The organism is Vibrio sp. 1CM8B (assembly GCF_023161685.1).
Classification (GTDB): Bacteria; Pseudomonadota; Gammaproteobacteria; order Enterobacterales; family Vibrionaceae; genus Vibrio; species Vibrio coralliirubri.
This window is the reverse complement of record NZ_JALNTU010000013.1, coordinates 1-25,503: the sequence shown is the minus strand read 5'-3', so window position 1 is coordinate 25,503 and position 25,503 is coordinate 1. Positions and strand designations below refer to the sequence as shown.

16 protein-coding genes and 1 other RNA gene are annotated in these 25,503 nt (G+C 44.5%); 7 read left to right on the top strand and 10 right to left on the bottom strand.

What is annotated here, in order from left to right; translation table 11 throughout:
• Window positions 1-97: 97 nt before the first annotated feature.
• Window positions 98-457, top strand: coding sequence for an outer membrane protein assembly factor BamE (bamE, locus tag MSG36_RS19535; RefSeq protein WP_004735159.1), 360 nt, complete (start codon window positions 98-100; stop codon window positions 455-457).
• A 183-nt stretch (window positions 458-640) separates the two neighbouring features.
• Here bamE and MSG36_RS19530 read toward each other — a convergent pair whose 3' ends face one another.
• Window positions 641-952: an RnfH family protein gene (locus MSG36_RS19530; protein WP_017084430.1), complete on the bottom strand. Its 312-nt coding sequence runs from the start codon at window positions 950-952 to the stop codon at window positions 641-643.
• A 3-nt stretch (window positions 953-955) separates the two neighbouring features.
• Complete coding sequence (locus MSG36_RS19525) at window positions 956-1,384, bottom strand: SRPBCC family protein (RefSeq protein ID WP_012603332.1); 429 nt, start codon at window positions 1,382-1,384, stop codon at window positions 956-958.
• 119 nt (window positions 1,385-1,503) lie between these two features.
• On the opposite strand from MSG36_RS19525, the gene smpB reads away from it, so the two are divergent.
• On the top strand, window positions 1,504-1,989 hold the full coding sequence (gene smpB, locus MSG36_RS19520) for an SsrA-binding protein SmpB (protein ID WP_004735156.1): 486 nt from the start codon (window positions 1,504-1,506) through the stop codon (window positions 1,987-1,989).
• 66 nt (window positions 1,990-2,055) lie between these two features.
• Window positions 2,056-2,422: a transfer-messenger RNA gene (gene ssrA / locus MSG36_RS19515) on the top strand.
• 345 nt (window positions 2,423-2,767) lie between these two features.
• Here the strand turns inward: ssrA and MSG36_RS19510 are convergent.
• The 5 genes from MSG36_RS19510 to MSG36_RS19490 form a co-directional block, all read right to left on the bottom strand.
• Window positions 2,768-8,296 (bottom strand): putative Ig domain-containing protein, encoded by a 5,529-nt coding sequence (locus MSG36_RS19510; protein WP_248369355.1) that lies wholly within the window; start codon window positions 8,294-8,296, stop codon window positions 2,768-2,770.
• 471 nt (window positions 8,297-8,767) lie between these two features.
• On the bottom strand, window positions 8,768-10,648 hold the full coding sequence (locus MSG36_RS19505) for a RimK/LysX family protein (protein WP_248369353.1): 1,881 nt from the start codon (window positions 10,646-10,648) through the stop codon (window positions 8,768-8,770).
• Between the two features lie 305 nt (window positions 10,649-10,953).
• Window positions 10,954-11,763: a M15 family metallopeptidase gene (locus MSG36_RS19500; RefSeq protein ID WP_248369351.1), complete on the bottom strand. Its 810-nt coding sequence runs from the start codon at window positions 11,761-11,763 to the stop codon at window positions 10,954-10,956.
• An 81-nt stretch (window positions 11,764-11,844) separates the two neighbouring features.
• Window positions 11,845-12,573 (bottom strand): DUF429 domain-containing protein, encoded by a 729-nt coding sequence (locus MSG36_RS19495; RefSeq protein WP_248369349.1) that lies wholly within the window; start codon window positions 12,571-12,573, stop codon window positions 11,845-11,847.
• Window positions 12,574-12,631: 58 nt separating this feature from the next.
• Window positions 12,632-14,344, bottom strand: coding sequence for a class I SAM-dependent methyltransferase (locus MSG36_RS19490; protein WP_248369347.1), 1,713 nt, complete (start codon window positions 14,342-14,344; stop codon window positions 12,632-12,634).
• A gap of 270 nt (window positions 14,345-14,614) precedes the next feature.
• On the opposite strand from MSG36_RS19490, the gene MSG36_RS19485 reads away from it, so the two are divergent.
• The 4 genes from MSG36_RS19485 (at window position 14,615) to MSG36_RS19470 (ending at window position 20,023) form a co-directional block, all read left to right on the top strand.
• Window positions 14,615-15,553, top strand: coding sequence for a hypothetical protein (locus MSG36_RS19485; RefSeq protein WP_248369345.1), 939 nt, complete (start codon window positions 14,615-14,617; stop codon window positions 15,551-15,553).
• A 196-nt stretch (window positions 15,554-15,749) separates the two neighbouring features.
• The gene (locus MSG36_RS19480) at window positions 15,750-16,517 is read left to right on the top strand and encodes a 1-acylglycerol-3-phosphate O-acyltransferase (protein ID WP_048615218.1); all 768 of its coding nucleotides are present in this window, start codon (window positions 15,750-15,752) and stop codon (window positions 16,515-16,517) included.
• Window positions 16,518-16,664: 147 nt separating this feature from the next.
• Entirely contained in the window at window positions 16,665-18,020 is a 1,356-nt protein-coding gene (locus MSG36_RS19475; RefSeq protein WP_061019472.1) for an MBL fold metallo-hydrolase, read from the top strand.
• A gap of 455 nt (window positions 18,021-18,475) precedes the next feature.
• Complete coding sequence (locus tag MSG36_RS19470) at window positions 18,476-20,023, top strand: alanine/glycine:cation symporter family protein (protein ID WP_017069529.1); 1,548 nt, start codon at window positions 18,476-18,478, stop codon at window positions 20,021-20,023.
• A gap of 163 nt (window positions 20,024-20,186) precedes the next feature.
• On the opposite strand, the gene MSG36_RS19465 is transcribed toward MSG36_RS19470, so the two are convergent.
• From MSG36_RS19465 to MSG36_RS19455, 3 genes are all read right to left on the bottom strand, one after another.
• Window positions 20,187-20,780: a GPR1/FUN34/YaaH family transporter gene (locus tag MSG36_RS19465; RefSeq protein WP_010440610.1), complete on the bottom strand. Its 594-nt coding sequence runs from the start codon at window positions 20,778-20,780 to the stop codon at window positions 20,187-20,189.
• 824 nt (window positions 20,781-21,604) lie between these two features.
• On the bottom strand, window positions 21,605-23,155 hold the full coding sequence (locus MSG36_RS19460; protein ID WP_248369343.1) for a Na+/H+ antiporter NhaC family protein: 1,551 nt from the start codon (window positions 23,153-23,155) through the stop codon (window positions 21,605-21,607).
• A gap of 275 nt (window positions 23,156-23,430) precedes the next feature.
• Entirely contained in the window at window positions 23,431-25,128 is a 1,698-nt protein-coding gene (locus MSG36_RS19455) for a chitinase (RefSeq protein WP_248369341.1), read from the bottom strand.
• Window positions 25,129-25,503 lie beyond the last annotated feature (375 nt).

Here is a 25,503-nt window from a genome sequence, read left to right as displayed (position 1 = left end):
GCCAGTCATAACAAGCTCAAAGCGCAAGGAGCTTTTTACTTCTTGCTGGAGCTTGTTTATTATCAGGCAGTATTTTAGCGAAGAAAGATCTCAAACTATGCGAATTAAAAAGTGGTTAGTTGCAGTTCCACTTGCACTAACAATGTTGACCGGTTGCTCTCTATTAGAGAAGTTGGTTTATCGAATTGACATCAATCAGGGTAACTATGTTGAACAGGAAGCTGTCGACCAGCTCAAGTTTGGCATGACAAAAACACAAGTTCGTTACGTTATGGGCTCACCTATGCTTATCGAAAATGGCTACCCAGATACGTGGTACTACATTTACCACCACCAAAAAGGCCATGAAGACCCGATTCAGAAAAACCTAGTCGTGAACTTTGATGCCACAGGCACTCTAGTAACGATCAATGGTGATTTTGAAGCCAGTGATGAGTTCTTCGAAAGCCTTCGCTAGCTTTCCAGTCAACAAAGCTCTCAGCCGACAAAGCTATCCGTCGACAGAGCCAGAATCGCAAAAGCCTGCTCAATGAGCAGGCTTTTTAATATCGGCTAACAAATTAGGTCCGTTGTCTAATCCGCAGGCACAAAAAAGCTCGCCAATATAGCGAGCTCTCTTCTTAGTCAAACTTGTTTAGCATTACGATTTAGCTGCGGCCGCTTTTGCTTGTTCAGCGCGCTTACGACGAATCTCTTTTGGATCAGCCAACAATGCGCGGTAGATTTCGATACGATCTTTATCGCGAACCGTCGCATCAAGCTTAACGTTACGACTGAACACGCCAACCTTATTTTTCGCTAAGTCGATCTCTGGATACAGTTCCAAAACGCCAGACTGCGCAATAATCTCTTCAACGGTTGCGTTCTTGTTCACTATCAAGGTAAACACACGCTGCTCGTGCGGAAGTGCAAACACAACCTCTACGTGGATCATATCTGATTCAATAGTCATGGCTTAGTAAACCTGTTTCGCACGTTGAGTAAAAGCACTGACCATATTACTCGTCAGCTCATTGAAAACCTTACCAAATGCCATTTCAATCATTCGGCTAGAGAATTCAAACTCCAACTTAAGCTCAACCTTACACGCTTGATCGTCGAGCGGAGTGAAATACCAACCACCCTGCAGTTTCTTAAATGGGCCATCCACCAGCTCCATCAAGATCTCTGCGCCATCCGCTAAGCGGTTAGACGTAGTAAATGTTTTGCTGATACCGGCTTTAGATACATCAACCGAAGCCACCATAGCTGAATCTGAAGATTCGATCACACGTGAACCAGAACACCCTGGCAAAAACTCGTGATAACGAGCAACATCATTGACCAAGCTGAACATCTGGTCGGCACTAAACGACACTAATGCTGAACGAGTAACCTTTGGCATATAGACTCCTGTTAAAGACAGCGTTACATTAACACAAACTGCAATTTTAATTGTATTGGGCCAGAGCGCAAATAAAAAGGATTCCCCAACTAGGGCGCAATCCGTATAATGAGGCCATTATGGCAAAGAATAAATCAAAATCAAAAGCCGGTAGTAATACCATTGCGCTTAATAAGAAAGCTCGCCACGAATATTTCATCGACGATGAGATAGAAGCGGGGCTTGAGCTACAAGGCTGGGAAGTAAAATCCCTACGTGAAGGCAAAACCAATATCGCAGAAAGCTACGTTTACATCCGAGATGGCGAAGCATTCATCAGTGGTATGACGATCACTCCGCTAACTCAAGCGAGTACTCATATCGTGGCGAACCCAACACGTATCCGTAAACTCCTGATGTCGAGAAAAGAACTCGATAACCTTATCGGTCGTATTAACCGTGAAGGCATGACACTTGTCGCAACCGCACTTTACTGGTCTCGCTCTTGGGCGAAGATTAAAGTTGGCGTAGCGAAAGGTAAAAAGCTGCACGATAAACGTACTGATATGAAAGAAAAAGATTGGGCGAGAGATAAAGCACGAATTATGAAGAGTAATTTGCGTTAATTTTAAGCACTTAAACGCACAGTGCTAGACAGGGTAAGCTTTTCTGGTACTATGCAAATAACACTTGGGGCTGATTTAGGATTCGACAGGAATTTTGAAGTCTGAGGTGCATGCCGTGGGGCGGTTGGCCACGTTAAAAGCCGCAAAAAAATAGTCGCAAACGACGAAAACTACGCACTAGCAGCTTAATAACCTGCTCAGAGCTCTCTTACCCTAGCTTCCGCTCGTAAGACGGGGACCAATAAGAGATCAAACCCAAACTAGCTAGCGTGGCTTCTCCCACCTGAGAGGAAAAGCGCGAATTATAATTCAGGTTAGCCTTTAACTAGCGTGTCGGTTCGCAGGTTGCTGGTGAAATTAAAGATCGACTAAGCATGTAGTACCAATGATGAATGATTTTTGGACGCGGGTTCAACTCCCGCCAGCTCCACCAAACGTTTGGAAAGGGCCAACTCGAAAGAGTTGGCCCTTTTTGTTTTGCTGGAATTTAGGTTTCACTTAACAAAACAAAAATAAAATATGAAACCGTTAAAGGCAGATATCCCACTAATAAAATGCCACCACAGGGTTGGTGCGTGAGGGTAAAACCTTCTCCCAAATCTTCAATATCAGTTCACTTGTTATCTGATGCAGCCCCATCGTCTTCCGCTATCAATGAGGATGAATTCGTAGCTTGATCAGCAGTCTATGTAAGCATCGAAACTGCTGAAACGGATTCACCACCTACTTATAAAGCAACATTAAATAGGTGACGAATAAAAGATTTACTGTATTGAGGTTAAAAATAATATCGAAGATTAACGGCAGCAGTATCAGTTTGATAACTGTCTATGTCATAGCGAACCCATTCAGCCCCTATGGAGATACCGTGCCAGGGCATTGTCATAAGACCAGCGCCATAGTACCCATCAATGCCATTGTCACTATCACTCATGGGCATTGTCTCTAAGGTATCCGTATTGGTCGAATGTGAATTATACTCACCGTACCAAAAGAATGCCCCGCCTTTCACGTACACAGAGAAATAGTCTGCTATCGGGTAAGATAACGCGAAGCCAACAGTGCCCCCCTGAGCGCTCCTCAACTGCAACTTAGACATAGACTCCGCAAATTCATCTACTTCTAGATCAGGCACAGAATCAGTAGCCGTAAACTCTCGACTGCCTAAATCAACATACGCTGCTTCAAGAGCAATGTAAGAGTTAAACCTATATCCTCCACCCAAAGCAAAATAGAAATCATCTTGGTCTTGAGAGGTAAGCATTGCGGTTGATGAAACTTCACTTATTTTGGACTGCAATTCACCATCACTCGTATTGTCATAGCCCAAACCAAAACTTCCATTAAGGTAGAACCCGTTTGCTTGAGCACTGAATGACAGACTCATAGCAGTCAACACTATTGCTCCCCCCGCTATAGCGGTACGAAGATTACGTAGCAATAACAACAAGGCTAAAACCATCAGCGCAAATACCGACATATTTCCGCCCGACGATGAATTGGTACTCGTCATAGATTGATACCCTCTTACACCAACACCGCCGGGATCTTTAAGAACACCGTTCTCGATACCATCGCTGTCATTAGCGCCCCCCTCTTTCATTGTTAACTGAATACACCAATCACCAATACTCATGCCTCGAGTGTATTCTCCACTACTTGGCGGTGGACAGTATCCCTCTTCACCGGGTGCTGAACTGATATAGTCTGTGTCATTCTCAACAAAATCAGCCCAACCTGTTGTAGTACTGTATTTACGATATACCGCCTCTACGGGAACAGGCTCACGCTGAGGTATTACAACGTTGACCACCTGACCAAGCGTCAACTCGTTCACGTTGAAGTCAAACATCCCACCGACGTTATTGACCTCTTCATCTGGAAGTATCGACAAGCCTTGCAAATGGTCGCTATCGACTAATGCTCCCGAGTGCTCATTACTAATTGAACTATCACCAAGCGACAGATGTACACCAGGGTCTGATTCAATGATGAACTTGTTCATATCCATAGCTTTGTGAGGTAAAATATGGGGTACAGAAACAACATCTAGGTAATCTGGAATACCGTTGTTGTTTTCATCGCTCATCCCCTCATCAATGTCATAGATGCCGTCTCCATCAGTATCAACACCCTCAATAAATGTACGCCCTTGAGCCACTACGTTAAAGCTGTATGAACGCTTGATCTGAAATGCCTTATTAGATCGATTAACCAGCATGACAGAGACAGTATTTACTCCCAACTTCAAGTCAGAAGCCTGTAAGGTTAGCAAGTCGATAAATTCTTCTTGATTGGACTCATACTGCCACGCAATAGAGAACTCCTCCGCATTTAGCAGTTGACCATTCACTGAATCATAAAGCTCAAAACTAACATCACCGCCATTGGCGACCAACGTTGATTTGACTGTGTCATCTTGGGTGATACGCAAACGGAACTTAGGCAACGTGATTTCACTGACCACCAGCGTTTCATGTGTTGCTTTTAGTGACGTATGCGCCACATTCAACAACTCAACATAAAGGGACTCTGAAACCGCATTACTATCGGTTAAGAAGATAGTGTAATCAACAACCTCCTCAACCATGTCGTGGTGGTCTGTCTTGCCTTTATAATCATCAGCTTCTTCAAAGACAATCGTATGAGAATCCAAACCATGCTCCGCATCACCACTAATACCTAAATCCACGAACAGCGGGTATTCCGGTGCGAGTCCACTTAGTACAACTTTAAAGTGACCTTTACTGCCATCGCGTACACTGACATCTTTACTCAAAGAAATCATGGGATGGATGTCTACTTGCTGCTCTTGAATCTGAACGTTACCCGCATAGTCAACTGCTTTCCATTGAATCAGATGCCTACCCGATCTTAAGTAAGTGTTTCCACTATTGTATTCTTCAAGGAAGACCTCACAACAGTCACCACTGCCATAGTCTGATGCGGTCGGCCAATCCCCACCAGTGAGGCGTTCAGCATCCACTTTAGTGAAGAGCGACGTTGCATAGATGTTTAGGTTTGATGGTAGTTCAATGACTGGATTAACATCATCATCATGTGGGTTATTACCTTTTGCAAATTCATCTCGATTTGAGCGGCCATCGTTATCGGCATCACCTTCACCATCTTCACCGTTTAACGGATCAAACCCTTTCTCTCGTTCCCAGTTATCCGGCATACCATCGCCATCATCATCAGAGTCGTAAACATCAGGCATTTGGTCTAAATCAGTATCCAATAACACCGCCAAATCAAACGTTGTGTCTACGGACAAAGGTTCATCATCGCTTGCTCGAAGGGTAATAGTGTATTCGCCGATATGCTCCGTAGTAGGATTCATTGTAAGGGTCGTTCCAGAAAGCGTTAACCAACTAGGTGCACCCACTAACGAATAGCTCAAACTATCATTATCGATATCAGAGAAGATATCCGACAACAATTCTTGAGTCGTTTGACTACCTGTTGGGGCCTCAGCATCGGAATAACCTTGGTCAACGATTGGAGCATCATTGACTGGAGTGATAACAATTTCATAGTCCGTGTACTCTTGAGTTTGCAAACCGTAGCCGTCACTCACATAAAAATGGAACGTATCCTCTGTGGTTTCACTTCCGTCATGCACATAGCGTATGTCCGACTCTGTTTCTATATCAGCCTGTGTGAAGGTATCATTCACCGCGAGTTCAGTGTTTGACTTGAACAGAGCACCATACTCAGGTAGGCGAGTAATGACATAGACCAGATCATCATAATTCTGCTCAACATCCATAAAATGCACATCGTCATGAACAAAAGTAATACCTCCCCCTTCATTCACCTCCAATGTCGTCCAGTGGTGCTTCATTGGCATTGTATTGGTTCCGGTGACCTCAATAGTGAAATCACTCGTAGCACTTTCTAGTGCAATATCCCTCGCGGTAACGGTTATAGTGTAAGTACCAATATCATACCATGTTGGTGCAGTCACAAATCGTTTCTGCTCAGTGCTAAAGCTGATAAATAAAGGGAGGGGATCGCCATTTGAAAGAGTGGCTGAATAAGTAATGGTATCACTCTGACCTTGAGTAATATCCTCATCAACGAAACTCGCGTCAGCCAACGTATAGTTCAGATCGTCTCCAACATCGGTAATATCAAAAACTTGATTAACCAACACTTGATTAGCGACTGGTGCATCGTTTGAATTCAGTATTTCAATATTAAAAGTATTGCTAGACTGTCGACCGCCATCATCAGTAGCTGAAATCGCAGCCGAGTACACACCAGGAGTTATGGCAGTACCCGTAATCAATCCACTATCACTATCAAAACTCAAACCCGCAGGTAATCCCAAAACACTTCCAACAATAACCATTCCTCCTTCCGGATCACTGTAGGCCAGAGCAGTATCTATCGCTTCAATTTCGATATCTTCTGTTCTGCTGTGGGCACTAAATTCATTATTGAAAACTGGGGAGAGGTTAGGGTTTACGTTAATAATGAAGTTAGCGTTAGCGACGCCACCATTTCCATCTCTGGCGGTAACTGTCACACCATAGTTTGATAAAGCAGTAGTTAATGTGGTCTTACCGCTAATCGTTGCCGTGCCTGCATTATGGTCATAGCTTATCGATAAACCGGCTAATAGACTCTGAATATCGAGTGTCAGCACATCATTGTCAAGATCAGTAAAATAATTTATTGGCAAGTGATAGACAATATCACTACCACGTACATTCCCAACTGGGCTTAACACGCCATTCGCGACAGGAGGGTGGTTTACACTCCCCGAAATCGTTACCGATGTGGTGTAATTATTGGCATTCCCATTAGTATCCTCTATCTTAGTAGTCATTATCCGTGTTGAATTATCGGCATCAGCTCCCCCCTTATCCGAAGTAAACACCACACTTCTTAATGTTGCCTCCATCGCCGCTAACGTTGCATTAGCGCCAAAAGAAATAGCAAGGTTCGAATCACTGGCCACTAGCGCCCCAATCGTCACACTTTCAAACAATACACTCGAGCCATCAATGAGAATTTCATTGGACCCAGTTCCTACCGAACGAAGAGTAATTTGATTAGAGTGATTAGTCACCGATGGCGTACTAACTGATAATGTATAGCCATCAAAACTAGAATCATCAGACACTATCACTGCGTCCGAACCCACATCAATCATTACCTCATCACCATTGAGTGACGTAGCACCATCACCCGGAAAGTACGTTATGCTCGGAGCATCTGGATTTGGGATGATGAAATTAATTGTTAAGTAATTGCGAATTTTCTCACTCTCTTTCACAGAGAGATTGATAGGATAAACCCCAGGTTCTAACCCATCCGGATCAAACGTAAATTGATTCTCTTCGTTATCCGTTAGTGCAGGTTCATTGCTAGCGTTAAACACATTACCAATATTCTCAGTAGTGATACCCGCCCCATCAACAGTAAACGTAAAGGGAGTGTTGTCTTCTAGAGTAATAGTCTTTGTTTCGGAAGGGATGTTGTCAGAGAGATAAAACTCCTCTGTAGTACTCTTATCCTGCAGATAGAAAATTAAGTCGACATGCGTTTTAGATTTAATGGCATTGTCAGCATCAAAATCCTCCACGACAAAACCACCTGAATACAACCCTTCACTAAGAGAGCCAGATCCTGTCCATGTAATAAGCCCCGTCGCAGTATCAATGGATATTCCAACAGGGTTAACACCCTCTCCACCCAACTCATCCAAATTGGCCATACGATACGACACACGGTCACCATCAGGGTCCAACACATTGAGCTGATACGTCCAATCAACGAGACTGGTGACACCATCAGCCTGCAACTTAGGCACTTCTAAAATAATCGGCAACTGTATCGTGGGAGCCTGGTTTCCATTCCTTGGATCTATAATGGTCTGTATTTTCCAATAATCATCGCTATTATTTTGCAAATTTGAAATACGACAACAACTCTTATAGTACACATTGTATTGCTCGCCTAAATCGATGTTGCTCGCTGTAAACTTAGAGGTCTGCAGCGTATATTGGTTCGCAGTATCTGAGTCAGTAGAAAAGTTTTGCCTCACCTCCGAACCATCAACAGGCACTAGAACCATACCGTTATCCGCATTCAATCCACTAGACCCACTTGAGACACTAATTGTGTTAGCACGATTTAATGCCCACGCGGTTGTGATGGTTAACGTAACATCGTTGTCTACCCCTCCCCCATCTAAGTCTGCCAACTGCCACTTAATACTCCCTCCCCGAAAGTGAGAAGCCGACGCAGTTGTAGACGCAAGCAACGCTGATATCAATATCAAATTTTTAAACATACTTTTCCTTCTACTATTTCCGTTCCGCTTCATTAAAGAGAAAGTTATTGTTTCCCCAAAAAAAAATAGCGAAGGACAATCAATAGCTTCTACATATATTTCACTAGCTATCAATCAGGATAGTATACATGTTGCATATATCAATCAGACTGAATCAAGAACCTACGAGCTGAACAGCTACGTTCGCACCTCTCGTAGCCTAGTTACAAAACAGTCAATCGTAGTTCTCTGATCTTTTGGATTCATCGAGACAAATAACTCCATACAGTCCGTCAGCGTCTAAATAATACCTCGCTAGCTATGGGGCATGTGTATCATCACATTATGGGGGCGAGTCTTTTAAGGCGTGGTTTTAAGGTCTCATTCATACCTGCACATAAAAAGTAAACTCAACAAAAAGCCACACATCCCATTACTGAAATGTGTGGCCGTTTAGAACTGTTCTGATACGAACTTAGATAAGTTTAGGGATTACTCCATATCACCTAACAAGTAATCTTCATCGCTGCTGACTACCGCGCCGTGCTTTAAGAAGTTCTTACCTAAGATCATGCTGTATTCAAAACGAGAGCGATCTTGAAGGTTTACCCTCACCTCTTTCTCTAGGTCACCCAACTTAACCTTCATTTCTACTACAGGGCGAATGTTCACCTTCTCGCCTTTCTTGGCTTTGATGCGCATTACATCAATCACTGGCTTGGTGAAGTCTTGCTTATCGCCTTGGTTGTTTTGATAAGTAAAGGTCACCATGTCTTGGCCATCTTTCTTAAATCGTTTGATATTGACTGCGTTCATTGAACTTACATCCGCGCCAGTATCTAGCTTGGCCGGGAACTTCATACCATTCACTTCAACAACTTCGATGTGTCCAACTTTAAACAGTGGCTCAGCCTTCAGAAGGTAATCAGAGCGCGTATTAACGTAAACGCCTTCTTTTGCCATCTTCTTACCTAAAATAAAGTACGCTTCTTTCTCATTTGTGTTGAGCACGTCGATGGCAAACTCTTGCGTACGAACGTTTCCAGAGACCGCAAACTCACCACTTACAACCGGACGAGTATCATCCCCGACTTTAAGCTTCTTAATAATTGGCTTGGTCACCTTCTGCTTCTCACCATTTACATCCGTAAGATAAAATTCGACGGAAGCATCTTTGCCTTTACCTGTCATTTCAAAACTGTCGACCTTCAGCAAAGGCGTATTGACAGTGAAAGAAGCCACCGCCTTAAGCGGGAAGTCATCTAGGGTGATGTCCTCTTCCGGCGAGATAATCATAGGCTCACCAGACTCAACCACATCACTAAAGTTCTCTGAACCTTCGGATAAAATATTCTCAGCACTGGTATCAATCATGAAGAGTTCGCTGGCGGTGTTGGTTCCAAATCTCAACTGTGACTCACTACTCGAGCGCTCACGTAGGTACACCAGAACGTCTTTAGTAGTGTTTTCATCGAGTTGAACAGGCACATACACCAAAGGTCTCTTCTTACCGCTCACGCTTAACATACGAACCAACGGCAACGTCATCTCTTTTTGCTTGCCGTCGTTGTCGAACATATCAAACGTCACTTCTTTGTTCTTTTTGTCTATGTCGATGTCTTTTGCATGCAAAATGCTGTAGCGGTTCTTTAAAGAGAAGGTCGCATTCATCGCCATTCCCGAGATAGACACTACCTCTTTACGGCCCACCACCGTTGCGTTCTCTTGCTCTTGCAAGTAGTCATAACCTGCAAACACCAGAGCGTTGTCCGCAAGGAAGGTTTTGCCGATCAATACTGGCGCAGAGAAGTGACTTCTGTCTGTCAGGTTAACATCGGTTTTTAATTCTTGACCCGCAATGGTAAGCGACATTTTTACGGTAGGACGAAGTAAAGGCGTGCTGCTAGTGCGGCTGCGTATCATGCTGACACGCTCTAAAGGCGCTTCGATTAATACCATGTCTCCCGTACGTGGGTTTTGGACCTTAAAAGACACCACAGCCTCATATTTCGCAAAGGTGCTGCCATCCCAATCATCGTAATCAACATCAGAATTGTTCAACAGGTCTTCGGTTAACGCCGCCATCAACTCTTTATCTTTGAGGTTTTGGTAATCGGGATTAGAGCTCTTCACATGAATATCTTCAGCATGCATAGAAGTGGTTTCTGCACCGGTATCAATTTTACCAATGAAAGGAACGTCTTTTAGCCCTTGAACGCTAGATAAGTACACGTTCTCAGTGCGACCTAATACCGACTTACCATCGAGTTCGTAAGTGGGATTTTGAGTGGTAGGTGAAGTGTCAGTAGCCAAAGTGTATTGTGAAAAAAGTAGAGTGCTTAAAAGAGTTAGAGCCAAAGGTATCTTTTTCATTAGTTGGTCCGTTGTGATCAGTTCACTAATAATACTGGCGTTTCCGCGAAGAGTTCCCCCACCAGCAATGGTTCTCACATAACGTTAACGCTATGAGTTTTTAAATGACAAACCGATGACTTTGCGCTGCATTCGCTTATCGATTATTGACTAATGGATACCCAATAACCTTTTCAATGCTCGGTGTTCTATTGAAGAAATGAATACAAAAAAGGCCAACGACGAGCGCTGACCTTAGCGATTCAAAACACACCTGAAGCGAGTTTAACTTGCTAAAACACAAACGGTTCTAGATAAACATAGCACTAAAAAGTCCCGACTGTTTTCTTTGCACAGATAGCTCGAGCTTTTTCTGCGTCCTCACCTTTATTTTTGAGATAGCACTGTCGATAAGATTCGACGTAGCGCTCAAATAACACCTCGGCTTCAGGTTGTGGTTTAGAGAGCAGTTGGTTAACAAACTTTCTTGAGCCGACCTCAAAATGCTGAGTATCAATTGGGGAATTCCAATCCCCTCCCCAGATCATAAATCCGTGATGGGCAAACAGCTCCACCACATCTTCCGCCATGCCGCGGCGTTCTATTTCATCACGCGCACGAAAGCGAGTACGGTTCACATAACTTGTCGCAGATTGTGAAGGCTTTACCGTGATTTTTCCGTTGCTATCGAACTCTAAGAAAGGGTTTTGCACTGGGTTGATGTCTATCGCTACACCATAAGCATGCTTCGACCAACCACCTCCGCCGGTAATAGGACGAGCGTTAAACGCACTGCTGTTATTCGCGTCCATTGAGGCGTTGTCGTCACCTCTGAATTCACGCATTAATCGAGCGGAGTGAAGAGGAAAATTGCGCTGTTTGAGTTCTGAAAAGATTTGTTCAACAGCAGGTGCAACCACATCAAGCACGATCATATTGCCCTGTTGCGTTTCCCCTTTGAAATTAATGAAATCAAAGTCCACTTTGGATAGTCGCTCACAACCAACGGGCGCGCCACGACTCAAGACATTGTTCTTTTTCATCATGTCGCACTGCCATTGAGATATAGGGGCGACTTGGGCATAACTCGCAACACTGAGCACAGTGGTCAGCAAGCCGACAATAAAACGTTTCATATCAAAGACTCAAAAATAGTAAGAGTGAAAAGTAGCAGAGTTGGAAAATAACATATTAAGCCAAGTTGAGCGCACGCTTTGTTAACGCGTTTTGTCCCAATAGACAATTTCTCGAACTCGTCCGTTCTGGTCGATATCCGCTTTTCCACCAACATCAGAAGGCTCAGGTAAGGTCGATAATTGCGGAGCGTTATAGGCAACCAACATAAGTACGAACGCATCGTAAATATCGTCTATCGCGACGTCTTTACGTTTAGTATTTGAAATGGCCAACGACAAGCCTTCACACCATTGAGGGGTGAGTTGCTGAATAATAGAAAGCCGTTCTTCTTTGCCTTCTGGCATTCGTTTGGAAAAGGTCAGTGGCTCGCCTTTCAAAGCTGCAAACACCACCTCAGGATGTGATTCCCTTATCGAAAGGCTTGGGTGAGTTTCAATGAGCTCATCAAGCTCGCGGATCTTGGGCACAATTCCCCAAGTCTGTTTAGAAAACTTCTTATCAAGCTGCTCCACATTGGCACTGCACGCCGCAACGTAATCGGTTTGGTAAACCGCCTCTCGACACGGAACAGGAAACACGGAGAAACCACGCTTGCTGGTTAGAAAACGTCTTGCCGCTTTATCGCATAATCTATCTGGAGTCAGTGAATCGCTAAAGCCAATAGGCATGTCGATTAACGTTGTTGCTCCAGTAAGATCATCAACCAACTCATCGAGCGTGTTTACCACTTTGAACGTAGGTGGCTCATTGCCAAAGACAATCCAAGCGATCCAACCCGCCTTGCAGCCATCAATTCCGATGTATTTCATTATGTTCTCGATGATTAAATTGTTGAGGGCTATTTGAGATAACTAGCCCACTTAATGATCAGTGCCACTCACTAATCAGCAGTCTGCTTTTTACACCACGTACCTGCAAGCCCATTGCATCGAACACCTCTTCAAAGTCTCGACACTGCGCTGGTATGTTAGGTAACGAAAGCGCGGCCTCTGAAAAGAATTGTTGTTCAAAATGAGCCGAATCGTTCCAAGCGAGTTGCCACCACTCTAGAATCCTCGACTTAGACGAGCGCAGCTTTTCAGCCGTAGGAACTTTGTCACTTTTACTTAAGTTCTCTTTGCTTGTAGTTGGAAAAAGATTCCACTTATCGTTGTTTGGCCAGTAAGCGAAAGGCAAACAATGATCAACGTGAAACTCATTTTTTAATGTTTTTCCACTCCACACGCTGACAATGTCGGCACGATCAGACCTAAGTTTCTCGACACGTTTACGCACATCGCGAGTATCGTGGTTTTGATCGATCCATACCAAGCAGTCGTGATACGTCTGCAATGAGATACTTCGCTGTCGGTTCAACTCGAAACGCTGCATCTCCATGACCCATTGATTCACCACCAGCGGTTCAATCCAAGAGTGGTAGATTCTAAAGCATTCCCATAAGCTTTCATCGAGAGTGAAATAACCAAAGCTTTCTAAGAACTCACTATCAATGACCAGTGATTCTCGGCTCTTCCGTCGTTTCTGAGGTGGGTATATATCGAATAGTCGGTTGTCTTTCGAGCCTTGATAAATAAAAGTCACAGGTCCTGATTTAATGGTGCTGATCGTTTGTGAAAATAGCTTTTGTAGAGCCTTGGCTTCATCGCCGAGAAACATAGCGCCTATCGCTAGGTCATCAGCACTTAGGTGTTTGAGTTTATTCCACCCATCCTCTTTTACAAACCCAAGTCCCTTCGTTGTGTTGCTATTTTGCTGAATCCCAGCGCCTTCTATGTCGATATCAATCAGTCGCTTAAACTGCCTAACCCAATACAGAGCAACCAAGCCCACTGGTAGAGAAATTTTCCCATCAGTTCGATCAATCACAGCGCCTGAATGCGCATCCGCAATTCTCAGTAGAGTTCTCAACAAAGCCAACTTGTATGTGGCCGACTTATTGTCATTCACAATAATGTGGCGCACCTTGTTCAAATCACCGGAGCCATCGTCTGGCAGTGTCATCACCACGGTTTGCCACCACACTTCACTGCGGTTCAATGTATCTTGGCTATCATCAACATGACGAACCAACAAGGCGCTGTTTTTTGATAAACGCTCTAGCTCTTCAACCGAGACTTCATAGCCTTGTCGACTGTCTTGAAACTCCCCATGACGCAGAGTGATCACCAACTTGCCATTTGGAGCCAGCAAGTTAGACAACTTTCTAAATGCTCGTTCTCGATGAGACGGGGCTAAGTGCATCCAAACCGCGCTCACCAATACCAAGTCAAAACGCATTCCGAGGTTTTCAGTGCGGCTAAGCGAGGGAAGTGAATCATCAATCCAGGTAACACTTGGACCTGTATATTTCGAGCCTTGTTCGCGTAATGAAGCACTTGGTTCTATCGCAATAACATCAGCTCCGGCTTTGTGCATCCATAGCGCATCACGACCGCTCCCAGCACCGACATCTAATACTTTATCGCCATCTAAAGGCCAATAAGCTTGCCAGCTTTTATGCACCGTCTCGAACGTCACTGAGTTGTACTGCTGGCAAAGTGTGTGAGCATTTTTATCGTAAAAAGGAATCGATGAGGACATATGCGCTATTGGGGTAAGGAGTCTATCTCAATAGTAATGGGGAGCTTAAGCGATTGCTAGCAGCTCATGCAAGTTCAGCCACACCGAGCAATATTTATCGTTAGTGACTGTTTTATATCAATATCCTCCTAATGAGTTCATCAGGCGAGTCACACCTCGAATTAATCTCGTCAGAAAAACAAAAACAAACAAGGTGCAAGCTGACGTGCGAACAGAGATAATTGTTTGAAGATGATTAACTCACCTCAAGCACCTAGCCGATAAAGACTAATGAACACATACTCGCACATAGATACCCCATTCAACCTGCGCCACACCTGTTGGTTTTGTGGTGAACCTTCCAGTAACCTTGTTGAATTTCCCAAGACAGCGCAGGCTGTTGCCAAGATAGGCCATTCACCGATAGCACTGCCCGCTTGTAATGAGTGTGCGAGAATTAACTATTCAAAGAATCTGACCTCAATTTGGTCTGTGCGCGATCAGATAAAACACACTCTGATAGACAAGTACGCTAAGCACCTTGGCATCGGTGAGAATTGGACGGAGCAAGAACTTATTGATTCTGATTTCTCGGGTTCGACGCTTGGTGGGTTTGGGCGCAGTGCTTGGAAGATGTATCAAATCGCCAAGCAACGCGTCGATTATAAAGGCTGGCCTTTGTCGGTTGATGACATCCCACTTGAGGTATACGACGAAACCAGTGGCTTTGAGTTTGACGGTACTCGTTATGCCTCAATCAATTCGTGTATCGACTATTTCACCAAGGCAGCAGGCGTAGACAAAGAGCTGTTGTCGCAGCTTGTCGACATCGTTTCATCAGACCGATTTAGCTACGCACTGCGAATCGCCAAGTTGAACAAGAGTGTTTCTAATACTAAGCGCTCGGAGATCGTCGAAGAGGTACTGCAACAAGAGTCTGAACAAGAAGAGATACTGCTCGAGCAAGCTAATTCAATGTTTAACCCAAACGTCGAAGAGGTGAATATATCAGGCTCAATAGCGCCTGTATTTGCCATTCAGTGGGCGCTGGCTAACAAGGTTAAAGATTTAGCCCACCTTTGTACTCTCGAAGATGATTATTTTGACTATTTCGAACACCTCGGCGGCCCTGCAGCTTTCATGTCTTATAACGGCCTACAACTCTACTTAGAATCGCGTCAAGATCCGGAATGGGTAGAAAAATCGGATCCAAACAAACAGTATTGGTGATCATGAGCCATTACTGGTGAACACGTGTAAGCCCGATAACTGTGTCAAACACCCATTGTTAGTCCTTGTTTTATATAAAGATCTAAAAATAGCCCGCTATCACAGTTAATTGTTGCAATTCGGTTAAATAGAGTGAAAACTTCAAGCATCTAAAACTATTTAATCACTGCCATCTGCGGTGAGTAAGGAGTGAGTTGTGCTTGCTGTTCTTCGTATTATTTTGGCTACGGTGTTTATTATTTTCACCACTCTATGTGCTTTTGTTTACTGCTTGTTTAGCCCCAAGAACCCCAAGCATGTGTACGTTTTCTGTCGTTGGTTCAACCAACTCCAAAAGATCATCGGTGTAAAATTGGTGCAGCGCGGCCTAGATAATGCGCCTACACCAGAAAACAGCGTCTACATCTCTAACCACCAAAGCATATTAGACTTTGTGACCGACCCAGGAATGCTAAGACCACGCACTGTTTCATTGGGCAAACGCGATTTGTTGTACGTGCCTTTCTTTGGCTTGCTGTATTGGATCACCGGTAACATCATGATTAACCGCGAAGATAAATCCAAAGCACGCGATACCATCAAGCAAGTGGCGGAAGCGATTCATCAGAGAAACCTGTCTGTTTGGGTTTACCCGGAAGGAACCCGTAGTAAAGGGCGTGGATTGCTGCCATTCAAAACGGGCGCTTTCCGAATGGCGATTGAAGCTGGTGTGCCTATCACCCCGATGTGTACCAGCACCACGCACAATAAGATCGACTTTAATCGTGCCAATAATGGCATTGTGATCACCGAGATGCTGGAACCTATCGATGTATCCGGCTACAAGCTTAGTGATGCAAGGGAGCTGGCCAATCGCTGTCACGCACTCATGGCAGAGAAAATTGCAGAGCTTGATGCCGAAGTGGCTCGTTTAGAGGCACAGCAAAAACCAGAGTTGGATTCAGATCGTTCTTCTACGAACTAACTCGCAACGAAACCACTGAGTCATCGCTCAGTTACTTAAAAAGACACTCAACGATCGCAACTCTCATTGTTCTTGTTTTACTTGCTGGCACTTATCCGCAAAATAAAAACAGGCGTTATCGGCTTTATAGAGCAATGGGAGTAAACGATGGAAGTGATTCACCATGGTGGCAAACATACTGTCACAGGATCTTGTCACGAGCTAAGAGATTCAGGCCAAGCGGTGCTCATCGATTGTGGCCTTTTTCAAGGTAAAGAGTCCCAAGGAGAAGATGCACGCCCTCTTGATATTGAATTTGAAACGTCCCACCTCAACGCTCTGCTGCTGACCCATACTCACATTGATCATATTGGCCGATTACCTTGGTTACTCGCCAGTGGCTTTAACCAACCTATTTATTGCACGCAAGCCACCGCTGAACTCGCCCCTTTAATGATTGAAGATGGCTTAAAACTGCAAGGACTCAGCAATAAACAATCAAAGCTGATACTCAAAAAAATTCATTCGTTAATGGCTCCCAAGCCTTACGGGGAATGGTTTCCAATCACATCTAAACAGCGAAACAACGGAAAGGATCATCATAGGCCAAGTACTCTGCATGCCCGTTTTCAACCCGCTGGGCACATCTTAGGTTCCGCCTATATCGAGATTAAGTTACCCAACAAAGAAGTAGTTGTGTTTTCTGGCGACTTGGGCCCGAGTAACACACCACTGCTGCCGGATCCTCAGCCACCACAGCAAGCTGATTATCTGTTTATCGAATCCACTTATGGCACCAGTACACATGATGATATTGCTACGCGATCTGAGCGTCTCAAGGCCATTATTGATCGTTCACTACTTGATGGTGGCGTTATTCTAATCCCGGCTTTTAGTATCGGCAGAACTCAGGAATTGTTGTTTGATATCGAACACCTGATCTTTGAGCACCAACTCAGCAGCGATATTCCTATTATTCTCGATTCTCCGATGGCTCAAAAAGTGACGCGTTCATACCGACGTTTTAAAGAGTTGTGGGGACAAGAAGCAAAGCAACGCCTTGAACTGAAACGCCACCCACTCGCTTTTGAGCAATGCATTACCGTTGATGGGCATAGAATGCACAAGAAAATCGTGAATCGCCTTAAGTCGACAGGTGAACCCGCGATTGTGGTCGCAGCTTCTGGAATGTGTCAGGGTGGCAGGATAATGAACTACTTATCGGCCTTGCTTCCCGATAAACGAACCGATGTAATTTTAGCGGGCTATCAAGCGCACGGGACGCTCGGACGAGAGCTGCAACAAGGCGAAATGCAGGTTTTTATTGATAACAAAGACGTTGAGGTTAACGCTCAAATTCATGGCATGTCTGGCTATTCTGCCCATGCAGATAAAGAGGATCTCTACCAATTTATAGAAGGCATCGCGACTCCACCGAAAGAGGTGCATTTGATTCACGGTGAGCCAAATACTCAGTCCGAATTCACTCAAGAATTACAAGAGCGAGGGTTCGTGGTTGTTTGAAACAGGTATCAAATAAGTAACTTTTACTGATTAGACATTAAAGCCTTAGTTATCGAGCCTTCCAAAACGATAGTCTCTTAGACCTGCTAGCTCACACGATGCAGGTGATATATTCCAACCTAGTTATCCCTGCACTCCTATATCAGTCGTTCATGCTAAGCGACTTCAACTTCTGTTTGCCACGATTTCGCTTCTTATGCGCACCTCAAATTCCTCTTTCTGTATTAATCACTATTTATTCACTTTGCAAAACACCAAAAATCATAACCAGTTGCATAACAAACTAAATAGAACGATTATCGAATTAGCACTAAGAGTTAACAAATACCCTCTACAACATGCTTTATGTCACAGTAATCCTAATGCGTAGTTAAATAATTTAACACCTGGGTTACAAGTGAAGTATTGTGTTGTTCGAAAAACAATCATAAGCAAAACTAACAGGGAAAATACTCATGCAGTCATTCGTTGATTTTTTGAATGGAATAATCTGGAGCCCAGTACTTATCTACCTATGTTTAGGTGCAGGTTTGTTCTACTCCATCATGACTCGATTTGTTCAAATCCGTCACTTCTTTGAAATGTGGCGCTTGCTACTATCGGGTAAAAGCTCATCAAAAGGCATCTCGTCTTTCCAAGCTCTAGCCGTTTCGCTATCTGGCCGTGTCGGTACAGGTAACATTGCTGGTGTTGCTGCCGCTATCGGTTTCGGTGGCCCAGGTGCAGTATTCTGGATGTGGGTTGTAGCCTTCTTTGGTGCCGCGACTGCTTACGCAGAATCTACGCTAGCGCAAATCTACAAAGAAGAAGATGAAGGCCAGTTCCGTGGTGGTCCGGCTTACTACATTGAAAAAGCAATGGGTCAGAAGTGGTACGCATGGATCTTCGCTATCGCGACTATTTTTGCATGTGGTATTTTGCTTCCAGGTGTTCAGTCAAACAGTATCGGTAATGCTGTAGAAGCTGCATTTGGCTCAGGTGACATGATTGAAACAGCTGTCGGTACATTCAGTTTCGCTAAAATTTTCACCGGTACTGTTGTTGCTATCATCCTTGCTTTCATCATCTTTGGTGGTGTCAAACGTATTGCGAACTTCACACAGATCGTTGTTCCTTTCATGGCATTGGCTTACATCATCATCGCGTTCGTTATCATTCTGCTAAACATCAGCCAAGTGCCAACTGTTTTCGCAATGATTGTTGGTGATGCATTCACACCTATGGCAGGCTTCGGTGCTGCAATTGGTTGGGGTGTTAAGCGTGGTGTTTACTCAAACGAAGCGGGTCAAGGTACTGGTCCTCACGCGGCAGCGGCTGCAAGTGTTGATCACCCAGCTCAGCAAGGTTTGGTACAAGCATTCTCTATCTACATCGATACTCTTCTAGTATGTTCTGCTACAGCGTTCATGATCATCATCACTGGTGCTTACAACGTTCATGGCGGCGCTGAAGGTGTGTTCCTTGTTCAGAACCTAGCAGCAAACATCGGTGCGAATGGTCCTGTATTTACACAGCTTGCTATTGAAAGTGCACTACCAGGCATTGGTAAGCCATTCATCGCATTTGCTCTGTTCTTCTTCGCATTTACAACGATACTTGCTTACTACTACATCGCAGAAACGAATATTGCTTACCTACGTCGTACCATCAAGATCCCTGGCATGATGTTCGTACTTAAGCTTGTTCTTATCACTGCGGTTTTCTATGGCACAGTTAAAACTGCGAACCTTGCATGGGCAATGGGTGATGTTGGTGTTGGCTTGATGGCATGGTTAAACATCGTTGGTATTCTGATCATCTTCTTCATGTCTAAGCCTGCGCTTAAAGCTCTAGCAGACTACGAAGAACAGCAGAAACAAGGTGTGACAGAGTACACATTCAACCCTGTAAAACTAGGCATTAAAGGTGCAACTTACTGGGAAGAGAAGTACAAGCGTAAAACAGGCAAGTCTCCTGAAGCAGAAGCTGCAGACACTAAACCTGTAGAGCAACCTTCAGCTTAAGCTTTCCTTAGCAAATAGATCGCTTTAACAAATAGATCGCTTAAAAAAAATAGCGCTATTAATAACGCATAAAAAAGGGGTTAGCCATTTCGGCTAACCCCTTTTGTTTTATTCATAACCAATAAACGGCTTATAACAAACTAACTGTTCCCGAGTTAGAGTATTAAGCAGCGATTTCTTGTGTTGCCATCTGAGGTGCTTTCTTCTCACCGATAGGCAGTACTGTGCGACCGTATTCGTTGTTGATTACTTGTGCCATTGCAAAGTAGATAGCTGAAGCGCCACAGAAGATACCTTCAAAACCAGCGATAGTGCCGATTAGTTCGCTGCCAGTGAAATCACGAGCTGCAAGTAGGAAGAACAAGATAGTCAGTGAACCGAATACTACTTGCTTCGCAACTGGGTAGCATAGAGAACCGATGAACATGAAGCCTGTGAAGATGCCCCATAGTAGTAGGTACCAACCCATGAATGCAGCAGGGCTTGCAGGTAGACCCATGTAAGGCATCACGATTAAACCAACCAAAGACAACCAAAATAGGCCGTAAGAAGTAAACGCAGTTGTACCGAACGTGTCACCACGTTTGAAACACATTGTGCCCACGATAACTTGGCTCAAACCACCGTAAAAAATACCCATAGCAAGAATCATTGAATCGATTGGAAAGAAACCTGCGTTGTGGATATTAAGAAGAATAGTGGTCATACCGAAACCCATTAAGCCTAGTGGCGCTGGGTTAGCTAGTTTGGTCGACATTGCGAATTTACCTTATTAAAGTGGTTGATTAAAAAAAAACGATAAAAGTTATCAGAAAATTTTAATCTATAAACCGTACAACTAGGTAATCCAGTTATCGAAAACTAAGATTGTGTAAATGATCTTATGGAAAATTAGTTTCATAACGACACAAATTAATTCACAGAAACTATAAGTAAGCAAATTCCCTATCGCGTATCTACTCATTAGATCGTCATTCCAGAATCGAGGGACGAGATATCTGGAATCTCGCCCTTAGACATAAATACCAACCGTAAACGCCAGAGATTCCCTATCACGTTCGTTCCTCACTGTAGGGAATGACGGTGGTGTGTTTAGGTACGCGTAAACGAGATTCGGGATACGGGATGCGAAGAACGTGTTGAGATTGAAGTCAGTGATATGCATATGAAAAAGATGCGGGTAGCGAGACTCAGGATGCGAAAAGAGTCTTTATATTTGAGTAAGCGCCCCCTTAATAGCAAACGTAGGTAACAGAGGGCGAGCTTTTCGTTACTCGTTTACTCGCATCCCGTATCTACTCATTGAATCGTCATTCCAGAATCGAGGGACGAGATATCTGGAATCTCTTCTTAGACATAAATACCGACGATAAACGCTAGATATTCCCTATCACGTTCGTTCCTCACTGCAGGGAATGACGATGGTTTTCGTAGATGCGGGTAACGAGATTCGGGATGCGAACAGCGGGCTCAGATTGAGTAAGCGAGAAACTAAATAGCAAACACGAACAATAATAAGTCGGTTTTTTCGCTACTCGTTTACTCGCATCCCGTATCTAGTCTCTCATTTGTAATCTTAAATTACGCTTGTTGTGGCTTAGATTCAGACACTTGAGATTGAACGTCTGAAAAAGCATTTTTACTCGCGTCGCGCTTGGCTAACAGAGTTACAAGAATAAGCTGAACAACAAGAGCGCCCAACACAACCAGTGCACTTCCCGTAAAGCCAGCCACAACAAAACTAACTAAAGCGATAGAGCCGTTCATCAATGCGTAAGGCAGCTGTGTCTTAAAGTGTTCAAACTGATCACACCCTGCCCCGGTTGAAGAAAGAATCGTGGTTTCAGAGATCGGTGAGCAGTGATCACCAAACAAGCCACCTGATAACACGGCGCCAATTGCGACAAGAAGCGGTGCATCTATCGCAATCGCGGTTGGAATAACCAATGGCATCATTATCGCGAAGGTTCCCCACGATGAGCCCGTTGCGAATGAAATAATGGCAGACAACAGGAACGCGACCGCAGGTACTAACCAGTATGGAAAACCACTCTGTGCTTGCTCGGCAATATAAGCGGCTGCGCCCAACTCTTTACCGACTGTGCTTAACGCCCAAGCCAATACCAAGATGATCGCTACGGGCATCATGTTTCCCATACCTTTTAAATACACTGAAACACCGTCTGAAAGCTTTCTTACACCGTAGTAAGCCATTAGCGAGATTAAGGTAATCGCGGCAAAGAAGTAAGCCGATGATAACGCTGCTCTGAACGATGAACCTGCGACCTTTTGGAACGGGAAGCCTTGTGGAACCAACATGGCACACAACACCACCAGCATCACTAGCAACGGCGCCCAAACAAAAGAGGCCTTTGCATTTTTATGCGAGAACGGATTTAGTGATTCGTTATTCACGCCAGAGTTAATTCCCGCTTGGCAATCACGCTCGGCTTTTGCCATTGGTCCAAAGTCTAAACCTTTAACGGACACTAACGGAACGATGAAAATCGCGAGGAATGCGTAGAACTGAAAAGGAATTGCACCAATGAACGCATCCCAGTCAGACATGTTGACATTCAACGCCGTAAACTCTTTTTGGATCAGGCTCATGATGTAAACGCCCCACCCAATGAAAGGAATGAGGATCGCAACTGGCGACGAGGTTGAATCAATGATGAATGCTAGCTTCTGTCTAGAAAGTTTCAGTTTATCGAAAAGAGGACGAAAAACAGGGCCAACAATTAACGGAGTACCTAAGTCTGAGAAAAATATAACGATTCCACCCAACCATGCTGACAATTGAGCTTGGCATTTATTGCTTACCCATTGGGTAACACGTTTGGCAAACGCAACGCCACCACCGGACTTTTCCATCAATGCGACAAAGCCACCAATGAATACCAACAGCATGATCACACCAGCGTTATAACTGTCGGTAAGTTGAGGGACTAGGTAACCTTTAACCATGGTACCAAACGTATCAAGCGGGTTAAGTTCGCTAAACATGCCAGTCAGCATCGCAACACCACTCAGCACGCCAGCAAAAAGGCCAATCACCACATTCCTTGTCGCCAACGACAACACCAAAGTAATCACAATGGGGATGAGTGACGTGATATCTGTCTGTTCCATAGGTACACCTTAACCCTAAAATAAAGAGAATAAATATAAATTAAATTTGAATATAAATTCACACTCATCATTTGTACAGGACTTTATCCTTTAACTGGATAATTAGTCTTTAAATGCGCTTCAACATAGCCAAATAGACCAGTCGAACTTCTTAGATAACCAAGTTCGAAGCGAAAAAAAACCGAAAGTAGACACTTTCGGCTTTTGATTATTTATATCATTATGGTCGTACGACTAAACTCGTAACTTAGGTCATTTCCTCAGTATTCAGACGATCAATTACAACTGATTTCATCCCAGAACCAATTTGACTGAACTGGGCTTTCCCAGACGCCAGGGCCGTTTTTAGCCACGAAGCACTTGCCGTTATGCGTCACTTTATCGCCATTACTCACTTGGCTAACACCCGCTTGCCATGTGATAAACACCGATGGGTCAACAACGACAGGTGGCTCGGTAACTGGCGGTTCAACTGGTGTTGGGTCTACCGGAGCAGGATCAACTGGCGCAGGATCGGTGACGACTGGCGGTGTAGGCTCTCCAGCAATCAATTTCCAAGGACCGCCATTGGCAGGGTCATCCCCTTGTGTCCACCATTTCGCTTCATAGGTTGCGCCATTATGAGTCACTTGGTCACCCGCGTTGTAAACCTTGGTCGCACTCCAACCATTACCACCCGGATCTGTACCAGGGTCTACCGGATCCAGCTTATCGGCCACTTTCACTTCAGGCCAACTCGCATGAGAACCATAAAAGTTGGTCACACACTTCTCGTAATCTCCAGCCACCAGCGCAGAATAAGCAGTTTGGAAACCAACAAGCTCACACTCAAATGAGTAACCTTCTGGGCGGTCAGCGTAGTATTTCCAGTTGCCATCCCAGTTGGTGTACAACACATCCGTTGCGCCGTTGAGATTCAAGCTTCCGTAAGGCGTTTGTTGCCAACAAGTATTAGCTTCATCCGCTTCGACAGGAATCTCGTAGTGCGCCGCTAGCCCTTCCCAGTAACGAATACGGTTAACGGGTTGGCCTTTGTCTTTGTTCTGCTCACCACATTCAATACCACCATTAATCACGTTGATCGTGGTACCGAATCCATAACCAATACCCGCATCCAACTCACGTTGAGACGGCGTCCAAGTACGGTCGATGACATGCAGCATGGCTGGTTTAGGTGCTTGAGGGGTAAGGAAGAACCAGATAGCAGAAGCCAAGTTCAACCAAGAATCAGCCACTAAACCCGGATTGTTGAGAAGCACCGTCGCATCACCATCAAACATCACTTCAGAGAACGCGCCGTAATTAAAATGGTAAGAAAGCTGTTTAGCACCACGTCCAAAGTAACCCTGCCCCGCAGCACATGGCCAGCGGGCATTCTGCCAATCGTTCTGACCACAACCTGTGGTGTAACCTTCTTGGCCTTCAGACCAACCCATTTCACGAACATGCACCAGCGCTTGCTGCCACTCTTCGAGAGCTAATGGGTTATCAGAGGTGTTGTCTATCGCGATGTGACCGCCCGTCTCTTGTGAAAAGTGAGCAAAGGCCGTGATGATGGATTTCTTACAGATGGCGTCGGAGTCACGGCCATCGGTGTACTCTCCACAGAAGGCTGGGAATTTACCGATCGCACGTAAGAAGCGAGTGTAGGTGTATTCTGGCGCTGCCATCTGAGTGAGGAAGTCCCATTTCGATTGAGGGAACACGCGCTCTACACGCTTTACGTTTTCAGGGTTGGAGGGGGAACCGGGTTCAATCGCTTCAACGATGGTGTTCGGGCGAGTCTGAAGCGCCTGTGACCAGATCGCATACATAGGATCGGATGTTTTCGCTTGTTCAGCAGCTTGTAAGGCCGACTTTTCAACAAGGTAACCATTCGGGTTTTGCGGATCAGGTTGAATGTTCAAAGACGCATGACTTTGCGCTGCTAATGTGCAGCCCAGTACTGTCGCCAAATATTTGATTTTTAACATGATGGATTCTCTTATCTGTCCTTAATAAGTCCATCAAAGAGTATGCTTCACATGTGAAATGGCCTAGCTGTAGCTGTGTGAATTTATAAAAAGTGTGAGTGATCTTTTTGATATTTGGCTCAACACAACAAAGCGTCTCATGGTTTCTTGAGCTGATATCTAGTTTCCAACTCATTTGGTTTCTAGGTATTGTTCATTTGATTTCGAGGTATTGCTCATAAGCCTTTAATGCAATGAATCAATATAATGAATCGAAAAGAAAAAAGCCCCGAACTGAGTTCGAGGCTTAAGATCTTAATCTGTCCCGTCCTGAAATGTGTTTACACATTGAGGACGAATTATGACTACTTCAAATAATACCTACATTAAGCGCAC